Origin of the sequence: Psychrobacter sp. KFRI-CH2-11 (assembly GCF_038239325.1) — a bacterium.
GTDB classification, from domain to species: Bacteria; Pseudomonadota; Gammaproteobacteria; order Pseudomonadales; family Moraxellaceae; genus Psychrobacter; species Psychrobacter celer.
Map to the genome: position 1 here is coordinate 2,271,524 of NZ_CP151283.1, position 19,710 is coordinate 2,291,233.

At 48.1% G+C, this 19,710-nt stretch carries 15 protein-coding genes; 3 read left to right on the forward strand and 12 right to left on the reverse strand.

The features are described from left to right. Window positions 1-115: 115 nt before the first annotated feature. The gene (locus tag AADH33_RS09355) at window positions 116-1,282 is read left to right on the forward strand and encodes a D-alanyl-D-alanine carboxypeptidase family protein (protein ID WP_348548738.1); all 1,167 of its coding nucleotides are present in this window, start codon (window positions 116-118) and stop codon (window positions 1,280-1,282) included. 121 nt (window positions 1,283-1,403) lie between these two features. Here AADH33_RS09355 and AADH33_RS09360 read toward each other — a convergent pair whose 3' ends face one another. From AADH33_RS09360 to AADH33_RS09415, 12 genes are all read right to left on the reverse strand, one after another. Continuing rightward, on the reverse strand, window positions 1,404-3,350 hold the full coding sequence (locus AADH33_RS09360; protein WP_348548739.1) for a sensor histidine kinase: 1,947 nt from the start codon (window positions 3,348-3,350) through the stop codon (window positions 1,404-1,406). Between the two features lie 249 nt (window positions 3,351-3,599). Further along, window positions 3,600-5,021, reverse strand: coding sequence for a ribosome biogenesis GTPase Der (gene der / locus AADH33_RS09365; RefSeq protein WP_075101512.1), 1,422 nt, complete (start codon window positions 5,019-5,021; stop codon window positions 3,600-3,602). Window positions 5,022-5,439: 418 nt separating this feature from the next. Beyond that, entirely contained in the window at window positions 5,440-6,651 is a 1,212-nt protein-coding gene (bamB, locus tag AADH33_RS09370; RefSeq protein ID WP_348548740.1) for an outer membrane protein assembly factor BamB, read from the reverse strand. A 271-nt stretch (window positions 6,652-6,922) separates the two neighbouring features. Further along, entirely contained in the window at window positions 6,923-7,723 is an 801-nt protein-coding gene (locus AADH33_RS09375; protein ID WP_348548741.1) for a YfgM family protein, read from the reverse strand. 99 nt (window positions 7,724-7,822) lie between these two features. After that, window positions 7,823-9,112 (reverse strand): histidine--tRNA ligase, encoded by a 1,290-nt coding sequence (gene hisS, locus AADH33_RS09380; protein ID WP_100749132.1) that lies wholly within the window; start codon window positions 9,110-9,112, stop codon window positions 7,823-7,825. 98 nt (window positions 9,113-9,210) lie between these two features. Next, complete coding sequence (gene ispG, locus AADH33_RS09385; RefSeq protein WP_348548742.1) at window positions 9,211-10,326, reverse strand: flavodoxin-dependent (E)-4-hydroxy-3-methylbut-2-enyl-diphosphate synthase; 1,116 nt, start codon at window positions 10,324-10,326, stop codon at window positions 9,211-9,213. A gap of 84 nt (window positions 10,327-10,410) precedes the next feature. Further along, window positions 10,411-11,226, reverse strand: a complete 816-nt coding sequence (locus tag AADH33_RS09390) for a helix-turn-helix domain-containing protein (RefSeq protein ID WP_348548743.1) — start codon at window positions 11,224-11,226, stop codon at window positions 10,411-10,413. Further along, entirely contained in the window at window positions 11,217-12,125 is a 909-nt protein-coding gene (gene pilW, locus AADH33_RS09395) for a type IV pilus biogenesis/stability protein PilW (RefSeq protein WP_348549975.1), read from the reverse strand. The genes AADH33_RS09390 and pilW overlap by 10 nt, the downstream gene beginning before the upstream one ends. 148 nt (window positions 12,126-12,273) lie before the next feature. After that, window positions 12,274-13,509, reverse strand: a complete 1,236-nt coding sequence (gene rlmN, locus AADH33_RS09400) for a 23S rRNA (adenine(2503)-C(2))-methyltransferase RlmN (protein WP_348548744.1) — start codon at window positions 13,507-13,509, stop codon at window positions 12,274-12,276. Window positions 13,510-13,881: 372 nt separating this feature from the next. Beyond that, window positions 13,882-14,313: a nucleoside-diphosphate kinase gene (gene ndk, locus AADH33_RS09405; RefSeq protein WP_100749128.1), complete on the reverse strand. Its 432-nt coding sequence runs from the start codon at window positions 14,311-14,313 to the stop codon at window positions 13,882-13,884. 364 nt (window positions 14,314-14,677) lie between these two features. After that, the gene (locus AADH33_RS09410) at window positions 14,678-15,967 is read right to left on the reverse strand and encodes an adenylosuccinate synthase (protein ID WP_348548745.1); all 1,290 of its coding nucleotides are present in this window, start codon (window positions 15,965-15,967) and stop codon (window positions 14,678-14,680) included. 191 nt (window positions 15,968-16,158) lie between these two features. Beyond that, the gene (locus AADH33_RS09415; RefSeq protein WP_348548746.1) at window positions 16,159-17,475 is read right to left on the reverse strand and encodes an ATP phosphoribosyltransferase regulatory subunit; all 1,317 of its coding nucleotides are present in this window, start codon (window positions 17,473-17,475) and stop codon (window positions 16,159-16,161) included. A 499-nt stretch (window positions 17,476-17,974) separates the two neighbouring features. On the opposite strand from AADH33_RS09415, the gene AADH33_RS09420 reads away from it, so the two are divergent. Then, window positions 17,975-18,364, forward strand: a complete 390-nt coding sequence (locus AADH33_RS09420) for a DUF2237 family protein (protein ID WP_100749125.1) — start codon at window positions 17,975-17,977, stop codon at window positions 18,362-18,364. A 55-nt stretch (window positions 18,365-18,419) separates the two neighbouring features. Continuing rightward, window positions 18,420-19,634, forward strand: coding sequence for a magnesium/cobalt transporter CorA (gene corA / locus AADH33_RS09425; RefSeq protein ID WP_075101502.1), 1,215 nt, complete (start codon window positions 18,420-18,422; stop codon window positions 19,632-19,634). Window positions 19,635-19,710 lie beyond the last annotated feature (76 nt).

Genomic DNA, 19,710 nt, shown 5'->3' on the forward strand with positions numbered 1-19,710 from the left:
CATTAATCCTTTGTTTTTAAATATAATATTTAAGACATACGAAAAAAATGACCGAGGTTTGGGGCGAGTCGCAAGCGGCAGATACATTTGGTTTTATGATGCGGTGTAACGATATATGACAGTAAAGCGTGTAAAAAATCAGCTGGTACAGCTGGTCGTTGGTGTAAGTGTTTCTATGAGTGCGATGATGGCAAATGCCGCCATTCAGCCACCCGAGATGGACAATACCGCCTATGTATTAATGGACTACAACACTGGTGAAATCTTGGCACAAAAAAACGCCAATGAAGCGCTACCGCCAGCATCTTTAACAAAAATGATGACCAGCTACATCATCGAGCAGCGCCTCGCCTCAGGCGACCTAAAAGAAGACGATCAAGTGCTGATGAGCCCAAATGCGTGGTGCCGCGGCAGTAGCAGTCAGTCTTGTATGTATGTACCGGTAAATAAATCTGCGAGCGTTATCGACATGCTACGCGGTATTATTATTCAATCAGGTAATGACGCCTCAAAAGCTATGGCAGAGCATATCGCTGGTAGCGAAGCCTCGTTTGCCATCTTGATGAATGAGCAAGCAGAAAAACTGGGCATGGAAAACACCCATTTTGTTAACTCGACAGGTATGCCTGACGAAGGCCATAGAGCTTCAGCGCTGGACTTGGCCAAGCTATCGCGCGCCATCATCAAAAACAGCGGCGACTACTATGGCTTGTATGCCGAAAAAGAGTTTACCTACAATGGCATCACACAAGGCAACCGCAACGCCCTACTAGCGACTGACCCCACGGTCGACGGTCTAAAAACAGGGCATACAGACGCTGCAGGCTACTGCTTGGCCGCCTCGAGCAAACGTGATGACATGCGTCTGATTTCTGTGATCATGGGCACCGAAAGCCCGCAAGCCCGTGCCGACCAGTCGCGCGAGCTGCTCAACTGGGGTTTTGGGCATTTTACCACCGTCACCAAAGCACCTGCTGGGCAGTTTGTCAGTAAGGTACCAGTCTGGTTTGGCGAAATTGACGAAATTGAACTGGTCACAGGTGATAACTTGCAAATACTGACCAGTAAGACGCAAAAAAACAAAATAACCACCGTGGTCGATATTCCCGAAAGCTTAGAAGCCCCTATCAAAAAAGGACAAGAGATCGGTAAAATGATGGCGGTCATCGACGGCAAGGCAGTGGCATCCGTGCCTATTATTGCCACCAGTGATATCGAACAATCAGGATTTTTGAGCCGCACTTGGCAGCGTGTGGTTCGCTGGGTACAAAGCTTTTTTTAAGTATTTGGCATAAATTATATACAAAAAAAGACGCTCCGATAGGTGGGCGTCTTTTTTTTCATAAAATCAAGGCTTGTGGTATCACACTCATCTCGCCATATCTGCAGTTAATCCCACCATATCATGTCCAAACGAGCCAGCGTTTTATCAAATCGCTCAATCCTTTATCACTATACGTCACCATGTGGCAATAGTCGACACCAGCGGCTTTTAACCCATGCTCAAAGCTCTCTAAGCTGCGCACGTGGTGTTTTGGATACCAGTATATCAATAGCGCCCGATGGGTGATATCAGCGTTTTCTATCTGACGAATACGGGTGGCCAATGCCTCAGCCCTCGCAGGATACATGTCTTCTGCAAACATCACTATGTCGATTTTTTTGTGGCATATCTCATCTAGCGCCAGCTGCTCATGCTGATGGCAGATCACCTGCGCGCCTAACCGCTCAAGCTCCTCCACCAAAAACCCCGCTTCGTGATAATAATAGTAAATAATACTCAGCCCTGCCAGCACTTGCTGCTGATGAACTTGCTGCTGGTTGGGTAGTGGAATGGTCAAGACAAACTCTGTACCGACGCCCAGCGCACTATCGACATCGATGCTCGCTCCCATCAGCTGGGCCATTTGTTTGACGACGGGCAAGCCTATCCCTGAGCCTTCGTATTGCCGAGTTTGTGACGAATCCACCTGAAAAAACGGATTAAAAATATCGTCGATGTGATTGTTATCGATGCCGATGCCCGTGTCTTTGACACTAATCTGCCAGCGATTGCTTTTATCAAAATGCGTGAGCTGCGAGGTAATGGTAACCTGCCCCGCTGAGGTAAACTTAATGGCATTACTTAGCAAAATCGAGAGTATTTGCTGTATCTTTTTTACATCACCTTGTAGGCCATAATCTATATGATGCACTTGGCTAATCAGCTCTAAGCCCTTACGTTTAGCGACAGGCTCAAACTCTGCCAACAGATCAGCGATCAGCTGTAGTGGGTTAAACTCACTAAGATGAATGGTCATCTGACCTTTTTGTATCTGATTCAACTGAATGATATGCTCAAGCGAAGACACCAGCTTGTCACTGCCACTACTGATGATATCGACCGCGTCTTTTTGCTCTCGGCTCAAGGTTTCATAATCTAGCAGTTGTAAGCCGCCGACAATGGCATTTAATGAGGTTTTTAGCTCGTGGGTTATCATGCTCTGAAAATTATGCAGCTGCACATCGAGCGATACATCTTTGCTGTGTAGCTGCTGCTCAAAGATCGCCACCGCTTCATAGTCTTGTTTGATGTCTTGCAAGCGTTTAAACAGTACAATCAAAGCTTGCTTGATTTGTGCCAGCTCCTGAAAATTAAAATGCTGGGCGATGACAGGCAGTTTTTCAAGCTCAGGCGTCCTAATGATGATGTCGCATACTTCAGTGAGCGCGTCCACATCCCTAACCGGCCAGTTGAGCTTACGTAAGACATACAGCGCCCAGACCACAGCCAGCAAAATCGTAACCAGCCACAATAAAGCATTGCTTTGAAACCAGCTTGCGCGCAGTTTATCGACATCTAAGGTGATATTAATATAACCGACCAGCGTACTATTGGCATTTTTTGTGGTGCTTGAGGGCGCCGCTACGCCTGATGACTGGCGCGGTAAACCATCAGCATCAGAGAATGTAGCGGCAATAGTGAGACTGTCTGGTTGCAAGTCATTACTGACGACTGGGTAATTAAAGCTGACCGTATCGGCAAACAGGGCATTTTTCCAGTCGCCTCTAGATTGATTGGTATCACTGATAGGCTGAGGGGTTGAGTAAAATAAAATACTCTGAATACTTGGCTCATTTTCTAATAAAAAGGCAACTTGCTCCGCTACGATATCTGCCCCTTCTGCTGTCGAGGCACTGGCGGTCAATACCGCGGCAAGCTGATCTATATGCCGATGCGTTTCTTTGTAATGATAAGTCAGACCATAGACAAAAGACAATATAAACCCTGCCAACACAGCCAGCGTAATGGCCTGTACGACAGAGCGCCAGATAAGCATAGGAATGGTGCGAGAACGAGGGCTGTTCATATCACTCAACGAAGCCAAGACAACTTTTTATTCATACTACAGGTATTTTGCAGAAGTGATAAGACAAACATGCAGATATTTTTGGGCAGGTACCGTCCTACTGGCATCAGAGGTGCCAATTTTATATTGGATTGACTATACACAACGAGGTGAGAATAAAAACAGCGGCGCAGCACTATGTCGCCTTGTCATAACAACGATACAGGCGACATCATAAAGCGACTGGTTCGTACCCTCGCCACTGGCAAGTTAGCGAGGTTTTTTGTCTTTGGTGGTGAATTTTTTTGCCCGATTGCGCTCACGTTGGCGTAACTGCTGCGCTTTTGCTTTCGTCGGTGTGTCGCTTTTATTGGCATAGGGGTTGTCATTTTGTCGAAAGATGACATTCAGCGGTGTGCCTTCAAGCTTAAAGACTTGACGAAATTGGTTTTCAAGGTAACGCTGATAGCTCTTCGGTAGCGCACTGGTTTGGTTACCGTGAATGACGATGACCGGTGGGTTGTGACCACCGATATGCGCATAACGCAACTTGATACGGCGACCTGCGACGGTCGGTGGTGGGTTGGCCGTCACAGCGTCTTGCAATATCTGCGTCAAGCGATTGGTCGATACCTCAAACATAGATGACTGATAAGCGCGCAAGATCGACGGGTATAAGTTGCCCACACCGGTACCATGTAGCGCTGAGATCAGGTGCACTTTCACAAAAGGAATAAAGCTAAAGCGGCGATCCATCTCAAGCTTGATATAGTCTTTTTGATCTTGGCTGAGGCCATCCCATTTGTTTATCGCGACCACCAGCGCCCGACCTGCATCGAGCGCATAGCCTATCATATGCAAGTCTTGATCGACGATGCCTTCTTGCGCATCGATGACAATCACCGTCACATTGGAGTCTTCGATGGCTTGTAGGGTCTTGATAACAGAGAATTTCTCTACTTTTTCGTCGATTTTGCCGCGGCGGCGCACGCCTGCGGTGTCGATAAGGACATAGTCCTTACCATCCCGTTTATAAGGAATATAAATACTGTCGCGCGTGGTGCCTGGCATATCAAATACCACCACCCTATCTTCGCCAAGCAAACGGTTGACCAAGGTGGATTTGCCGACGTTTGGACGACCGATAATGGCAAGTTTTAAGCCATTTGGTTCGACGACGTTTTCTTGCTCAGGCATGTCAGCGGTCAGCACTTCTAGCAAGTTGCCAACACCGCGGCCGTGGCTGGCGGCCATCGGATACGGCTCGCCCAAACCAAGCGCATAAAACTCCGCAGGCGCGGCATCATGGACGCCATCGACTTTGTTGGCGACCACATAGACAGGCTTGCCCAATGTATGCAAAAACTTACCAATCTCAGCATCAGCACCAATCATTCCAGACCGCGCATCTACCACAAACACGATGATATCTGCCTCATGAATCGCTGTGTGCGATTGCTCAGACATATAGTCATCGATATTGCCACTGCCATCATCTGCCTCACCGATACCGCCCGTATCGACAACGATAAACGATTTGTTTTCGTAGGTAGCATCACCGTACTGACGGTCACGCGTCAGCCCCGACATATCAGCAACCAATGCCTGCCGACTTTTTGTAAACTGGTTAAATAAGGTGGATTTACCGACGTTTGGACGACCAATTAAGGCGACCACAGGCTTGATACTCATGGGTTACTCTCAGTGAAAGGCACAATGGCAGACCGTACAGCGACTAAAATCATAGTCGCAAATATTGTTGTACGTGACCGCAAATTAATATAAATGATAAAACGACAGCAGATACACTCATCAACCCTATAACATCGACTCTATAGTAAGCAAGCCTACAGTGATGATTATATCTCTCAGACATCATTTTATCGGATCTATCAAATGATGTCGTCTATATGGTAAACCTACCGCATATCGGTCGCATAGAGTACGCGAAAGCCTGCGTTTAAACAAGCAGTTTACAACCAAGCACAAAACGCTGACCTAGCAGCGTGAGTGATAATAGTAGTGATCGTGATGTCAAACCGCAAGTCTAATGGCTGGCTGATAACAATATCACGACTCATCAGCTGCCGCGCGGCACAGCCTATGATACTTAACGCATCAGCTGCCAGATAGCCACTTGACCTGAGGTGCTCTGTGTTAGCAAACGACTTCCTTGTACTTGCAAGTTGGTCAACGCCCCCTTGGTCTGTACACGGCTGATGATTTGACCATTAGCAGGGTTGAACAAATGCACCACTCCTTCTAAATCACCAACCGCGATATAGTTACCAATCATCACAGGGTTGGTCAAGTGACGATACGCCAGCTCATCGCTCTCCCAGAGCATCTCGCCATTGCTGCGATCATACGCAACCACTTTACCATCTAGGCTGGTGGCGATGACTTGCTGATTATTGACAGCAAGGGATTTGAGACTGGCAAGCTCATTGACAAATAAAACCTGACGCGAGGCCAAATCAATACCCAATAACTGACCACTATAGCTGATTGCAAACAGCTGGTTTTGATCAACGATAGGTGTGCCATCGACATCGCTCATACGCTCAACTTCGCTACTGCCCGTACCGACACCGACGCGTCTCGACCACTGCGGCAGACCACTATCAACCGTCACCGCATGCAGTCGGCCATCCGCGGTCGCCAGCAGCGCGGTCTTGCTGTCTAGTAGGGTTGGTGCGGCGCTACCACGTACACTGATGGCAGGCACTTGAGTGGCAAACTGCCATACGGACTGGCCGGTTTGTAGAGATAAGCCGTGCAAAAATCCATCATTCGCTGACAAAATAACGCGATTATTACTGACCAAAGCCGGTGTCAATACCGACCCTGATAGCTGCTGCTGCCAGCGTTTGGCACCCGTTGTACTATCAAACGCCATCACCTGGCCGCCACGTGTGCTAATGATTGCCGTTTGGCTTAAGGCATCTACTGTCACGCCGCCGGTGATTTGATCTCCGACATTGACTGACCACAGACGCTCACCTGCATTATCAAACCCTATCAAGTCGCCACCGCGTGAGGCTGCGACCATTTGACCATTGGCATAGCCAACTTGCAGCGCCAAAGGATCTTTTTTGCTGGCTTTTTTATTGCCAACGTCTGCGCTAAAGACAGGCTGTAGCACAGTGACCGGCTCTGCAATTTGTACCAAATCGACAGGATCATTGACGACAGGCTTGATACCGCGATTACACCCAATCACTGCAGTGCTCATTACTGCCAGTACGGCCACATGCATGACTGTCTTTTTGATAATATTGGCGGTTGACATGTTGCTCGAGCGAATGGATTGAGTCATCATAGGTTCTCACTACAAAAATTATTATGGATTAGTAGATTGGGCGGTTAGTCTGTGGCTCATCCATCAATGATCTGCTCACAGTGTTGCTTGGTTTTAGTTATCTTGGTGACTGTTATAAAATTTTTTAAATAGATAACAGCCACTTATCAACTCTGCTCTCACGATCAGCCCACTGGCCGCCAATCTAGCATATAGAATTCTGTTGGTACTGCCTAGGGTGCTGATAAGACATCAGCGCTATTATTCGTTAGTAGCGCCTAATACAATACCACTACTGTGTAACTTCGGCCGATGCGCTCTCTACCGCTGGTGGCGGCTCAGCTATCGCAGGCGCTGGTACAGCAGGCTCTTGGATCAGACTGGCTTGCGCCTCGATAGGCTCAGGCATTACCCCCAAGCTCTCCATCTTCAATGCCAATACTGCACGCATTTCTTGACGCTCACGTAACAGCTCCCACGCATTATTGTAAGCGTTGATGGCCAAATCTTTATCGTTTTGTGCCAGATAGATATCGCCTAGCAACTCTTGCTGACTGGCTTCAAATGAGCTTGGCATGTCTTGTTTGGCTTCTGCCAGTGCGCCCTCAGCATCGCCTGCTGCCAGTAGCGTGTTGGCATAACGTAGACGGGTAATGGCGCTTAGGCCAGCGTCGCCCAAGTCAATCGCCAATGCTTGCTTCAGGGTATTTTCCGCGGCGGTAAAGTCATCACTATCCACTTGATGGCGGGCTTTTATCATCAGTGCTTGCCACGCATAGACTGACTCACCATGGGCGGCAACCAATGCGTCGATATCTTTGTCCAGTTGTGTACGGCTTTGTGCCAGCGCTTCTTGCGCCTCAGCTTCCAAATCTGGGTTTTGCGCCGCCAGACTGATTTCTTCATTGAGCCGTTGGATATCCGCGTAGTGATCTGCTGCGACTGTATCGACGCGCGCATGGTTATTTTGCCAGTATGTCCAACCAAAATAAGCGGCCAACGCCAACAAAATTGCAGTGACGATATAGCTGCCATACTGCTTTAACGCGTCCATGGAATTGTCTGGATTTGGCGAATTGGGTGTCAAAGCCATAAAGGGTTACCTAATAAAAGTGTTATAAAAATGCTGAGGCGAAAGCCGATATCACCTGATTAATCTATTAATTGATCGACTAATCAATCGACCCATTCATCACTGGCGCGAAAAATTGTCTGCATTCGATAGCCAGTCTTGCGAGACACTCCGCTGCTCGCCTGTCTGCATGTCTTTGATACTCACCAGATTGTCATCGAGCTCTTGCTGAGCAATAATCACCGTGAGCGCGGCCCCTGATTTATCCGCCTTTTTCATTTGCGCTTTTAGACTGGTGGCACTTGCCATCTTGACTCGGATATCTGGACGCTCATAACGTAGGTTTTGGGCATACTTGATACCTGCGCTATAGACTTCTGGATGAGCGACCACAAAGACATCGCAGGCCGACACGTCTGCCATCGGCGCGACCGCCTCTAGTAACAATAATAAACGCTCAAGCCCCATGGCAAATCCAACGGCAGGCTCAGATTTGGCAGGTTTACTGCCGTCGGTACCAACAGACTTTAGCTGGCCAATCAAACCATCATAACGGCCACCTGCACAGACGGTGGCTTGGCTACCTAGCTTGTCTGTCACCCATTCAAAGACGGTCTTATTGTAATAATCCAGACCGCGTACCAGATGCGGATTGATCTCAAAATCGATACCAAGCGCGGTCAAGTATGCCTGCACTTGCTCAAAGTGCGCCATGCTCTCCGTACCCAAAAACTCAGCCAGCTTTGGCGCTTCTGCCAATAACGCCTGCGTACTCGCCTCTTTACTGTCTAAGATACGTAGCGGGTTGGTCGTCAGACGGCGCTTGCTGTCTTCGTCAAGCTGATCTTGTTTATCGGTTAGATAAGCGACTAGAGCCTCACGATAAGCATGGCGCTCGTCGATTTCACCCAAGCTGTTTAGTTGCAAGCGCATCTCGTCTTTGAGACCCAGCGCTTGCCACATCAGATGCGTCATCGCGATCAGCTCAGCATCGGCATCGGGCAGCGCACTACCGAAGCTTTCGACCCCTAATTGATGAAACTGACGATAGCGGCCTTTTTGCGGGCGCTCATAGCGAAACATGGGGCCGATGTACCATAATTTAGGCGTATCACCGCGCAGTAGATTGTGCTCGATTACAGCCCTTACCGCGCCTGCAGTGCCCTCTGGGCGCAAGGTCAAAGGAGTGGGCGGCTCAGATTTATCGGCAAAGCTATACATCTCTTTTTCGACAATGTCGGTGGCCCCGCCAATAGCACGGGCAAACAAGTCAGTCTGCTCGACGATAGGCAGGCGAATATGCTCATAACCGTACCTACCCAGCACATCCGCCAATATCGCTTCTAATTGTAGCCATTTTGCCGATTGGGTAGGCAAAATATCATTAAACCCTTTGATAGCTTTGATCATGGTACGGTCATATCCTTAAATTTATCACAAGTTCTTTTTTATATAGTTAACCTAAAAACAGCAACAACGCTACTGGTATCCGTTAGCGCTACTGATATTTATTTAACGCGAATAATCTCATTTTCGCGCTTTTTTGCCAAGTCTTCAGCATGGGCGCGCACCATACTTTCAATCTCATCGACTAGGTTTTCGGTATTGATCAAATGGCTTTTTTCGCCCATACGGTAGACCAATGACTTTGGCGCAGCACCGACGACACCGATATCGGCTTCTTTGGCCTCTCCTGGGCCATTTACTTTACAGCCAATCACTGACAGATCCATCGGCTCACGAATATCCTCGAGGCGCGACTCTAGCGTTGTCATCACTTTGATCACATCAAACTCTTGGCGCGAGCAGCTAGGACAAGCAATAAAATTGACACCGTTTGAGCGGATATTTAGCGATTTTAAAATATCAAAGCCGATTTTGATTTCTTCTTCAGGCTCTGCCGCTAGAGAGATACGAATGGTATCGCCGATGCCGTCTAGGAGCAGCCCTCCTAATGCAATGGCAGATTTGACCGCGCCGGTGCGATAGACACCAGCTTCGGTCACGCCTAGATGCAACGGGTTGTCAATTTGGGCTGAGAGCAGACGATACGCCTCTAATGTCAAAAACACATTACTGGCTTTGACTGAGACTTTGTACTGATCAAAGTTGAGACGATCCAAAATATCGATATGGCGCATCGCTGACTCTAGCATCGCCTCACCCGTCGGCTCTTTATACTTTCGCTGGATGTCTTTTTCTAGCGAGCCTGCGTTGACACCGATACGAATCGGGATATTGTGATGCTTGGCGCAGGCAACCACTTCACGTACTTTGGCATCACTACCGATATTACCTGGGTTGATACGCAAACAATCAGCACCTGCTTCGGCCACTGCCAAAGCAATCTTATGATCAAAATGCACATCGGCGATGAGCGGCACGCTGACCTGTTTACGGATTTCGGCAAAGGCGTTGACCGTATCCATCGTCGGGGTCGAGACGCGCATCAGATCAGCGCCTGCTTCTACGCAGCGCTCGATTTGTGCGACCGTCGCAGCCACATCACAAGTCTCGGTGTTGGTCATGCTTTGCACACTAATCGGTGCATCACCCCCAATCGCGACATCACCGACATATATTTTTTTGGTAAGACGACGGTTAATAGGCGCTGACGTTGACATAGACAAACCCTTTGGTTAAAGCAAAAAAATAAAAACAAACCCTGACAATAATACCTAACAATGCGGCGTTATGCTTTTGCCCACTTATGGCGCAAGCTCAAAACTGGCTTGCTTATCAGTGGCGTACGCCTCTAATGCCACCGCCTCTTGGTTGAGCATTAAGCTGACATTATCGACATTATCGATCTGTACATTAAATGGCGGCATGCCAGACAACTTATAGCTACCCGTGCTTTGAGCGCCGTTCATCAGATTGCTCCCTGACGCATCAGTAATCACCACCACCGCCTCGTCGCTTAACATCACCTCTAGCGTCGCGGTGCTGCTCGCCGCGCCTATGTTAAGCGCAGAGCCTGCGGCACCCACACCCGTCTCGCTATCGATAGCAGCGCCTTGAGCCTGCTCGAGTGCCGAGATGTCTTCGACAGCGTTGGTCGGTGCTTGGGTGTTTTCTTTGCTGGCATTACTGACCATGCGGAATAAAAAAATCGCTAAGATAATAACGCCAATGACCGCGATAATCAGTAACGGATTGAAACGAATACGGTTGTGAGTGTCGCGCTGCAAGGTGCCCATCGGGCGCAGCGGTGTATCAATGTTGTTGACTGAATATGGTTTTAGCTCATTGGGATAGGCGGCATCAAAGCTGCTGGCGATCTTTACAGGGTCCAACCCCAAAAACTTGGCATAGTTGATAGCAAAACCACGAGCAAACGCGGCTTGCGGCAAATCTGCAAAATTCTCGTTTTCTAAGGCTTTTAGGTGACGCTTTAAAATAAACAGCTCGGCGGCGGCCTCTTCTAGACTGACTTGCTTTGTTTTGCGGGCTTGCTGCAACATGGCACCAAATGATCCCTGAGTGTTTGATTGAGTGTTTGATGATGGGGTGGTCATTTCCATGGTGCCTCTGGATTGTTAAGCCAAGTCTTAAGTTGTTTTGCTTCATCACTTAGTGGATAAGCGGATAAAAGCTGCTGTGCCAATTGCTGGCGTGTGGTTATGTTGTTTTGAGCCGCCGCAAGTTTGATGCCTTGTAATAGCAAGCGCGGGCTGATACCTTGCCCTTGTACCAAGATCAATGTCTCATCATAAAGTTTTTGTGCTTGGGCCACCCGCTGCTGCTCAAGCAACAAATCTACCAATTCGATATGGGCGATGATGCTATTGCGGTTGCCATCCAGCGCGCGCAAAAACGCTTTGGCCGCAGCAGTACGGTCGCCCATCTGTAGGTAGGTACGGCCTAGGTTTTCCAGCGCGCCGATACGACCTTCGTAGCCAAGCGCTGCCCCTGCAATCTCAAACTGCTCAGCCGCCTCTTTATAGCGTTTCATCTGCGACAAATACACGCCATAGTTATTGTGAGCTTGCTCAAAGTCTTTATCAAGCGCAATGGCTTTTTTAAAGTACTGATCGGCTTTTTGCAGATTGATACGGCTGCCCTCTTGCTGCAGCAAAACGCCCATCATATCATAGGCTGGCGCGTAACGGCTATCGGCAGCGAAGGCTTTTTCGAGTTGGCGTTGGGCGGTATCAAGCTCGTTTTTGCGGATATATTGCGCCGCAAGCGAGGTGCGTACGCGCGCAATTTCTTGTTGATCCAAGTTTCGATCATTGCTCGGCCGCGTCGACGTCTGATAAGGGGTATCCCCCAATAAATCATCGGTTGGCGTGCTTTGACACCCCGTCAAAAACAGCCCCACCATCGCCATGCCGAGCAGTAGCCGTTTGGACGTCACTGCCGCCTGTGCCACTACTGGCTGCATGTTGTCCGTCAATGGTTTATCAGTCAAAAAACACACGCTTTGATACTTATTTTGACAAGAATTTTTAGAAGTCATCATAGCCGCCATCATAAAACTGGATTCAATGCGTTCGATAATCGAAGCATCAGTTTAATAGATTTAGCCCCCATAAGTACAATTTAGTTGTGATTAATTGTATGATGAATCACAAATCAGCGTTTTCACGCGCTTTGATGCTTTGCTGCCATGCCGCTGAACGACGAGTACGATCGGCGACCTGCCCGACCAGCTGGCCGCAAGCCGCATCGATATCGTCGCCGCGCGTTTGACGAATGGTACACACAAACCCAGCGTCACTTAAGATATTGCTAAACGCATGGATGCGGTTGTTACTTGATTTGTCATATGGTGCATGCGGAAACGGATTAAACGGTATCAAATTAATCTTACTTGGCAGGCCATCCAACAACGCCACCAACTGCCGCGCATGCTCATCGCTGTCATTGACGCCATCAAGCATGACATACTCAATGGTGACGTGTTTTTTGTGGCGTGGATTGACATCGTACACGTAGTTTTTTGCCGCGGCGATCAGCTCACTTAACGGGTATTTTTTATTGATAGGCACCAGCTCATCACGCAGCTCATCATTGGGCGCGTGCAAGGATATCGCCAAAGCCACATCGAGATCTTGTGCCAGCTGATACATCTTGGGTACCACGCCTGAGGTCGACAATGTCACACGGCGTTTTGAGAGGCCATAAGCATGGTCGCTGAGCATAATCTCCATCGAGCCGATTACAGGCTTGTAGTTTAACAAAGGCTCACCCATACCCATCATCACCACGTTGGTGACATGGTTTTCCCAGGCGCTATGATCGACAGCCTCTAAGCTGTCATTGTCATCGCTCATGTAGGAAGCATTGGCCACCCACAGCTGCCCAATGATCTCAGCCGCCGTCAGATCGCGCTCAAAACCCTGCTTACCGGTACTACAAAAACTACAGTCGAGCGCGCAGCCGACTTGCGAAGAGATACACAAGGTTTTGCGGCCATTTGATTTATTATCATCCGCCGGAATCAATACCGTCTCCACCAGCGAGCCACCCGTCACTTCAAACACCCATTTACGCGTACCATCATCACTGTACTGACGATGAATAACCTTAGGCGGAGTCACGCAGGCATTCAGCGACAATTTATCGCGTAGTGACTTGCTCAGATTGGTCATCTGCTCAAAATCTGTCACCCCGTGCTGATATATCCATTTCATCACCTGCGTCGCGCGAAATGGCTTTTCGCCAAGGCTTTTAAAATAGTCAGCCAATTGTGCTTGGGTCATCCCCAAAAGATTGGTCTTGGCCTGCGCTTCATCGACCAGCTTGATGTTGGCTTTGGAGGTGGCAGGGACATGCTGGATCGGAGATTGAACAGTGGACATAATAGGTAACCTTTTTGCATCAGCTAAATTAAGCGTGGCAATTGTTGATATAAGCGATGAGTGTTGCTCTCCATACGCCTTATGGCAAATATGGCCATTAGCAATCCATTATGAGCGCAGCGGCTCTTGTACTCATGCCAATCATCCATAGCGACAAGCACAAAAAATGAGCAACTATACTGATAAAGGATTGATAATGCTAGATAAAGACAATAATGAGGCTAATAATAAAAAATTTCAATAACACAAAGACGGCGAAAAAACAGACAAACCAAAATAGCTAAAACGGCTTATACCCATCAGATATAAGCCGTCTTGCGACACAAATTATTCATAACCAACCTCTCGGCTGCTATCAATAACTGGCTGCTCTTAGCGCGTACGTGCACATACTTCATCATCATTAAAGAAGTAGCTGATTTCACGTGCTGCTGACTCAGCTGAATCTGAACCATGAACCGCGTTTTCGTCGATGCTGCTAGCAAAGTCAGCACGGATAGTGCCTTCGGCAGCATCGGCTGGGTTGGTTGCGCCCATGATTTCACGGTGTTTAGCAATGGCGTTTTCGCCTTCTAATACAGAAACGACAACAGGGCCTGAAGTCATGAATGAGACCAAAGCATTATAAAATGGACGCTCGGCATGCTCAGCGTAAAAACCGCCTGCTTTTTTGTCATCAAGATGCAACATTTTTGCAGCAACGATTTTTAAACCCGCTTCTTCAAAACGGCTATAAATAGCGCCGATATTGTTGCCAGCGACGGCATCAGGCTTGATGATAGATAAAGTACGTTCGTTAGCCATAAAAAAACTCCTAATAGGGGGTCAGTTTGGTAAAAGTAAAGGGATAGATGCTTTGTTTTAACGTTGGCCGCCATGTCGACGAAGCGGATAACTCATGATTTATCGATAGCAAAACACGAGCGTCAACATAGGATTGTTGCCTATTATAATGATTGAGGCTATAAATGATAGGGTTAATTTATGACCGCACCTTGCATAAAAGTAAATTTATGATCCACTAATTGTTAATACGGTCATCACATTGACCAAAAAGAACCCCAATGCTCAGCACTGGGGTTCGTTTAATTGATGCCATTTGATGAATACTACTTGATTAATACTACAAGCCAGTTAGTGCTTATAACACCAAGACTTATAGTAAGCTCTAAGCATCATACGGGTCACGAAGTACGATGGTCTCTTCGCGGTCAGGGCCGGTTGAGATGATATCTACTGGGCAGCCAATCAATGCTTCGATACGTTTGATGTATTTTTTGGCGTTTTCTGGTAGGTCGTCATAGTTGGTAATACCAACGGTAGACTCGCTCCAACCTTCCATCGTTTCGTACTTCGGTGTGACAGACTCATAAAACTCTGCGTCGTGCGCGCCAGCACATTCTGTCTCAGGGAGGTTGTAACCCACACCGATCAACAGCTCGTCAAGACCATCTAAGACGTCAAGCTTGGTCAAGCAGATACCTGACATAGAGTTCAATACCACCGCACGGCGTAGTGCCTCGGCATCAAACCAGCCGCAGCGACGCGCGCGGCCAGTGGTCGCACCAAACTCATGGCCGACTTTGGCTAAGTGGGCACCCACATCATCAAACAATTCTGTTGGGAATGGGCCACTACCAACGCGCGTGGTGTAGGCTTTGGTGATACCAAGTACATAGTCTAGGTATAATGGGCCGATACCAGTACCAGTCGATACGCCGCCTGCTGTAACGCTTGAGCTGGTGACAAACGGATAGGTACCGTGGTCGATATCAAGTAGCGTGCCTTGTGCACCTTCAAACATTAGGTTTTTGCCAGCGAGACGCAATTGGTTGAGGTCTTCGGTCACATCAGTAACCATGCCTTTGATCTCTTCGCGCCACTCTTGGCACAGCTTAAAGGTCTCATCAAAATCAATGGCATCGACTTTATAATACTGTGTCAGTTGGAAGTTATGATATTCGATTAGGTTACGTAGTTTTTCTTCTAAATCATCACGGAACAAGTCAGCAAGCTTGATGGCACGGCGCGCCACTTTGTCCTCATACGCAGGGCCGATGCCGCGACCTGTGGTACCGATTTTGCCTGTACCGCGTTTGGCTTCGCGTGCTTGGTCAAGTGCCACGTGATATGGCATGATGAGTGGGCAGTTTGGCGAGATACGTAGACGCTCGCGTACTGGTACGTTGTTGGCTTCTAGATCTTTTATCTCTTTTAGTAGGGCGTCTGGCGCTAGTACCACACCGTTACCGATGAAGCAGGTGACGCCTTCGCGCAAGATACCAGATGGGATCAAATGTAGGACGGTGGTTTTGCCATCGACAACCAGTGTGTGCCCAGCGTTGTGACCGCCTTGAAAACGAGCAACGGCTGAGGCTTTTTCGGTAAGTAAATCAACGATTTTACCCTTACCTTCATCGCCCCATTGGCTACCCAAAACTACGACATTCTTACCCATGATCAATCCTTACCTTTATGTATTGAGGTGTGTGCAATAACGGTTGCAAAACTAACGTGATGTTAGCGGTGTTTGATGCTTGCGCTCAGCGCGCTTATCATTGCCGCGCCAAACCAAGTATGTTTTATCTTAAAATCTTTATTCAAGCGGCGAGCCACTGTAAATGTACTTATAAATCAGCCAAACTGAATCTAGTTAAGCGAGATGGTTTGTAGTTGCCATTGATTGTCAGCAAAACCCAAACGATGTGTCACGCCATCGGGACGATCGTCCGCGTTTAGTGGCATGGTGACACGGTAGCCCTGCTCGCGTAAGCTGGTGGCCTGCTGGAGCAAGGTTTGTCGCTGCTCAGGGCTTGCTTGAGTGGCGGCTTGATAATCGATCAGCACGATACTTGGCGCTTCAAGCTGCGTGTGCGCCAGCAAACGGCTGACATCCATACTAAAGCCTGTGGCTTCACGTGGCTGGCTGGCGGACAGATGGCCACCGCTTTGCATACCATCAAAACGCCCGCCGCGTACCAGCGGCTGAGTCTCGCTATTGATATAGCCATTAAAGACAATACCAGTATGATAGTGATAGCCTGATAGCTCAGTCACATCGACACTCACCGGACACTGCCACTGCGCTTTTAGATGCGTTTTTAGGCGCTGTAGCTCATCGATAGCCGTAGATATCTGTTCATCTTGCTGCGCAGCAGTAGAGAGCTTGGTCAGCAAGTTATCAATATCGTGACCAAAACGCGCTAAGGCATAAAAGTCATCGCCCATTGGCAATGCTTGGCAAACGCGTTTGAGCTCTGGTAGGTTTTTATTGGCATATAAATGCATCAATTGCTCAGCGTCGCTGTCAGATAGCGCAGCCATCTCAGCCAAACGCTTAAATATCGCCACATGACCCAAGTCAATATGCAGTGCCGCGCTCATATCTAGTGTATTGACCATCCCAAACAAGACATCAATCAGCTCGATATCGGCTGCCAAATCGGCGCAGCCAAATATCTCAGCGCCTAACTGCAGGGGCGTACGTGAGCCAAACAGTCCTGACGGCAAGGTGTGAATCACATCACCTGCATAGCAGTAACGCGCAATACCGGTACCGCCATGATGCGCATCAATACGCAAAATCTGTGGGGTAATATCGGCACGCAAGCCCATCAAACGACCCGTCAGCTGATCGATGATCTTGAACGTCTGACGTTTCAAATCTTCTGAAGCATCACTTAACAGTGACTCAGTAAACTCAATCATCGGCGGGTTGACCAACTGATAGCCATGAGTGATCAGCTGCTGCGTCAATTGGTACCTAAGCACCTCTTGCTTATGCGCGTCTTCAAACAACACATCCACCACGCCATCAGGCAACAGCCAACTGTTGGCCACATCGCTGGCAAAGTGGTTTAGGTAGGGCATGCTATTGGATTTAGCAACGCTATCGGCAGGCTGAGTGGCCGCGTTTTTTGTTGCATTTAACTGGGCAGGTTTTGCAGAATCAGAACTGACAGACACAATAAATCCTTGTTTGGCGTATCGCTTACCAAAAAACGCGGTACTGATGCGGTACTAAAAGGTTGTATTTATAAGGGCATTGACATCGTATCGTTGTGTTTTTAACACACAACATCATTGACCCAATTATTTATAAACAAACTAGGTAACCGCAACAGGGTGAGTAATAAGTATAATTTAGGATGATAAGACGAGTATCTTTATGCGCTAATAAACAGAGATAAATAATCAAGGCACTTTATGCTTTAGTTTAGCATAGCAGTCAAGGTTCGCCTAGTGACAATTGGGCACAATTACTATCTAATTATCGTCCATGGCATCATGAGCATCAGCAGATATGGCGACGGCTATCTGCTCGTATTGAACAAATAGCGTCCGTGAAATAGCCGCTATGCGCTTGCATTACTTGACAAAAACGTGCGCGAATTGCCTCAGCAAGAACAGCGCCATGCAGACAGACTCATGTTACACTAACACATATTTTTATCTCGGAAGCCTTATGTCACCTGATTACCACCCAAACCCAGCCATCAACCAAACCAACGTCTTAGGGACGGCGCTTGCCAGCTGCTGTTTTGACCCGATTACCGGCTATTATCGCAATGGCTTTTGTCATACTGGCAGTCATGATGTCGGCCAGCATACCGTCTGTGCCAAGATGACCAGCGAGTTTTTGAATTTTTCTGCCAGTCGCGGCAACGACTTGATCACGCCCCTGCCTGAGTATGGTTTTGCTGGATTAAAACCTGGCGACTACTGGTGCATCTGTGCGCTGCGCTGGGTCGAGGCCTTGGACTTTGATATCGCTCCGCCTATCAAGCTCGAAGCCTGTCACGAAAGCCTGCTTAGCTTGGTCGATATTGAGACTTTAAAAAGCCACGCGCTTTAATGACGGCACAGCGTTTTATTTGTGAGACATTTTTTACTTTATCACGGGAGGGGGTATGGACCACAATAACGATCAATTGCTCAAAAAAACCGCACGTATTGAACCTAACTCCGACATCAACCGTCTTTATGCGGATATGAATGATGAGCATTTGTATCTCGATAATGATGATAGCTATATCTACGGCGATGCCGATGCCACCAGAGAAGACACCATCGAGACCATGACGGTCTATGACCCTGATTCTGAGCGCTATGAAGATATCGATCTATCCAGTGAAGATGAGGTCGTCAATTGCTACGCCTACTCTCGTAAGACCGGTGAAAACCTTGATAAAGTAGCGCTAAATGATGTCAGTCGGGCGCTGAGTAACAATGGCCAGTTTATCTGGCTGGGTTTATATGACCCCAGCCTCCAAACCATGGTCAAAGTCAAAGAAGCCTTTGGTCTGCACGAACTTGCCATCGAGGATGCCTTTGCCGACCATCAGCGCGCCAAAGTCGAAAATTATGACAACGACATGGTATTTGTGGTCTTACGTACCGCCAAGCTTGAGGACAACGTCATTCGCTACGGTACCACTGCGATATTTATGGGCAAAAACTACTTAATCACCATTCGCAATGGTCCATCCAACTCCTACGCACCTGTCCGCGAGCACTGCCACCGCCGCCCAGAAAAGCTCAGAATGGGGCCGATATTTGTCTTGCACGCTATTCTCGATTTTATCGTGGATAACTATATGCCGATTACCGATCGTTTGGGGCGTTATCTGCGTGAGCAAGAGCGTTACGTATTTACCTATGAGTTTGATAAAGGCACGCTCAAAAACCTCTACGAGCTCAAGTCACAGCTGGTACACATGCGGGCGATTATCTTACCGGTACAAGACATCTGTAGTTTTTTTATCAATCACAAAAAAAGCGAGCTGGTCTCTGGGTTTTCGCAAGCGGCCAAGCCCTACTTTCGTGACGTCAATGACCACTTGCTGCACTCGTTAGACGCCATCAACGGCCTCAATGAGATGCTAAGCGTGGTGATGAACACCTATATGGCCATGGTCAATATGGGGCAAAACGAGGTGGTACGTAAGCTCGCCGCGTGGGCAGGGATTTTAGCGGTGCCAACGGCCATCGCTGGTATCTATGGTATGAACTTTGACTTTATGCCTGAGCTGCACTGGCAGTACTCGTATCTGGTCATCATGGTGATCATCGGCTCACTGTGCGGCTATTTGTATTACAACTTTAAACGCCTCAAATGGCTATAATGGTTATAACGGCTGTAAGCTAACGTCATTTTTTCAGCCAAAAAATACAAAACACCCCACACAAAACTCGATAAAG

Excerpts from the sequence above, each read along its gene's own strand:
- rlmN (WP_348548744.1), bottom strand. The coding sequence starts at position 13,509 with ATGTCCACTGTTCAATCTCCGATCCAGCATGTCCCTGCCACCTCCAAA.
- ndk (WP_100749128.1), bottom strand. The coding sequence starts at position 14,313 with ATGGCTAACGAACGTACTTTATCTATCATCAAGCCTGATGCCGTCGCT.
- AADH33_RS09420 (WP_100749125.1), top strand. The coding sequence starts at position 17,975 with ATGTCACCTGATTACCACCCAAACCCAGCCATCAACCAAACCAACGTC.
- AADH33_RS09355 (WP_348548738.1), top strand. The coding sequence starts at position 116 with ATGACAGTAAAGCGTGTAAAAAATCAGCTGGTACAGCTGGTCGTTGGT.
- hisS (WP_100749132.1), bottom strand. The coding sequence starts at position 9,112 with ATGATCAAAGCTATCAAAGGGTTTAATGATATTTTGCCTACCCAATCG.
- AADH33_RS09410 (WP_348548745.1), bottom strand. The coding sequence starts at position 15,967 with ATGGGTAAGAATGTCGTAGTTTTGGGTAGCCAATGGGGCGATGAAGGT.
- ispG (WP_348548742.1), bottom strand. The coding sequence starts at position 10,326 with ATGTCAACGTCAGCGCCTATTAACCGTCGTCTTACCAAAAAAATATAT.
- corA (WP_075101502.1), top strand. The coding sequence starts at position 18,420 with ATGGACCACAATAACGATCAATTGCTCAAAAAAACCGCACGTATTGAA.
- AADH33_RS09360 (WP_348548739.1), bottom strand. The coding sequence starts at position 3,350 with ATGAACAGCCCTCGTTCTCGCACCATTCCTATGCTTATCTGGCGCTCT.
- der (WP_075101512.1), bottom strand. The coding sequence starts at position 5,021 with ATGAGTATCAAGCCTGTGGTCGCCTTAATTGGTCGTCCAAACGTCGGT.
- AADH33_RS09375 (WP_348548741.1), bottom strand. The coding sequence starts at position 7,723 with ATGGCTTTGACACCCAATTCGCCAAATCCAGACAATTCCATGGACGCG.
- AADH33_RS09390 (WP_348548743.1), bottom strand. The coding sequence starts at position 11,226 with ATGGAAATGACCACCCCATCATCAAACACTCAATCAAACACTCAGGGA.
- bamB (WP_348548740.1), bottom strand. The coding sequence starts at position 6,651 with ATGATGACTCAATCCATTCGCTCGAGCAACATGTCAACCGCCAATATT.